1 protein-coding gene and 1 pseudogene are annotated in these 1,575 nt (G+C 67.0%); one reads left to right on the top strand and one right to left on the bottom strand.

Features of this window, described 5'->3' with window-relative positions:
- Positions 1–59: 59 nt before the first annotated feature.
- Complete coding sequence (locus J5F18_RS08355; RefSeq protein WP_346302197.1) at positions 60–602, bottom strand: hemerythrin domain-containing protein; 543 nt, start codon at positions 600–602, stop codon at positions 60–62.
- Between the two features lie 173 nt (positions 603–775).
- On the opposite strand from J5F18_RS08355, the pseudogene J5F18_RS08350 reads away from it, so the two are divergent.
- Positions 776–1,575, top strand: a pseudogene (locus J5F18_RS08350) (AAA family ATPase); the annotation flags it as partial.

The following is a 1,575-nucleotide window of genomic DNA, read 5'->3' as shown; positions in this document are numbered from 1 at the left end:
CATCGGCTGGGAATGAGCGGCATTCTACCCCAGCCGGGTGATACCTCGCAGCCCGGGGATCAGGCGAGTTCCGGCGCCTCGCGCAGCTCGGCATAGAGCTCGGGGTAGGCCTCCTGGAGACGCTCCAGCTCCGCCGTGGCCCCCTCGGGCAGCGCCTTGGCGAGGCGGTCCAGATCATCGTCGTTGAAGTGCTCGCGAATCAGCGGAAAGAGCAGCTCACGCTCGTCCCGCAGATAGCCGCGGTGGGCATCCAGGTACGCCTTGAGGTCGGCGGCGAAACGATCCATGGGAATCACCGCATCCATCAGTATCATGTCGATATCGTTCGACAGTCGCATCAGTCGCGCCTTGAGCGCCTTGTAGTCGGATGAGAGACGCTCGGTCACTTCGACGCTCTCCGGCGCGACCTCCTGCAGGCATTCGCTGAAGAGCCGCTCCAGGGGCAGGGTAAAGCCCTCCATGTAATCCAGGATGTAATCCACCACTTCGCGTACCAGCTGGAAGTTGGGACGCTCACCTGCGGCCAGCGTCTTATGCTTCAGCTGCAGAACGTGCAACATGCGCGCCATATTGGCATGATCCAGACGCAGTTGGGTCAGCATGGGCATGTCGGGCCCTCCTGATATGTGACATGGGGAGTAGGCACAGTCTCTATTGGATGCACCATCCGGGGCAGGGTTCATCGGCAGACGCGCTGCCACCGACGATGTCCACACACTCTAGCAGCCTGGGCCGGAGCCTGCCGCGGCTTCGGGTCAACGTAAGGAGTCTCGCCATGGATCTCTTCGCTCGCGACACCGATACGGAGGCTCCCCTTGCCTGGCGGATGCGGCCTCGGAGCCTGGCCGACTACGTGGGCCAGCAGGCACTGGTCGGCCCCGGCAAGCCGCTGGTCCGCATGGTCGAGGCCGGCGTAGTGCGCTCGATGATCCTGTGGGGGCCGCCCGGCACCGGCAAGACCACCCTGGCAGAGATCCTGGCCGCCGAGTCCGGCGCCGAGCTGGAGCACCTCTCGGCGGTGATGGCCGGCGTCAAGGAGATCCGCGCTGCGGTGGAGCGGGCCCGGGCGCGCCAGGCCCGCGGCCAGGCCACCCTGCTGTTCCTCGACGAGATCCACCGCCTCAACAAGAGCCAGCAGGACGCCCTGCTGCCCCACGTGGAGTCGGGGCTGCTGACCCTGATCGGCGCCACCACCGAGAACCCCTCCTTCGAAGTCAATTCGGCACTGCTCTCCCGGGCCCGGGTCCACGTGCTCAAGTCCCTGGACGAGGGTGAGCTGATGGAGATGCGATCCTCGCCCTGCTCGCCCGCGCCGCCGCCGGCGATGCCCGCCGGGCCCTGGGCCTGCTGGAGACCGTCTGCGACTTCGCCGAGCCCGACGGCCCGGGTGGCGAGGTGCTGCGCCACGAGGCGCTCACGGACGCGCTGGGCCACCAGGCCAGCGCCTTCGACAAGCAGGGCGACTACTACTACGACCTGCTCTCGGCGATCCACAAGTCGGTGCGCTCCTCGCGCCCCGACGCTGCCTTGCTCTACATCGCCCGCTTCATCCAGGGCGGCGGTGACCCGCTGGAT

It is taken from the genome of Halomonas sp. BM-2019, from assembly GCF_017584085.1.
The sequence above is the reverse complement of the archived record's forward strand: the minus strand, read 5'-3'. Positions and strand labels throughout refer to the sequence as shown.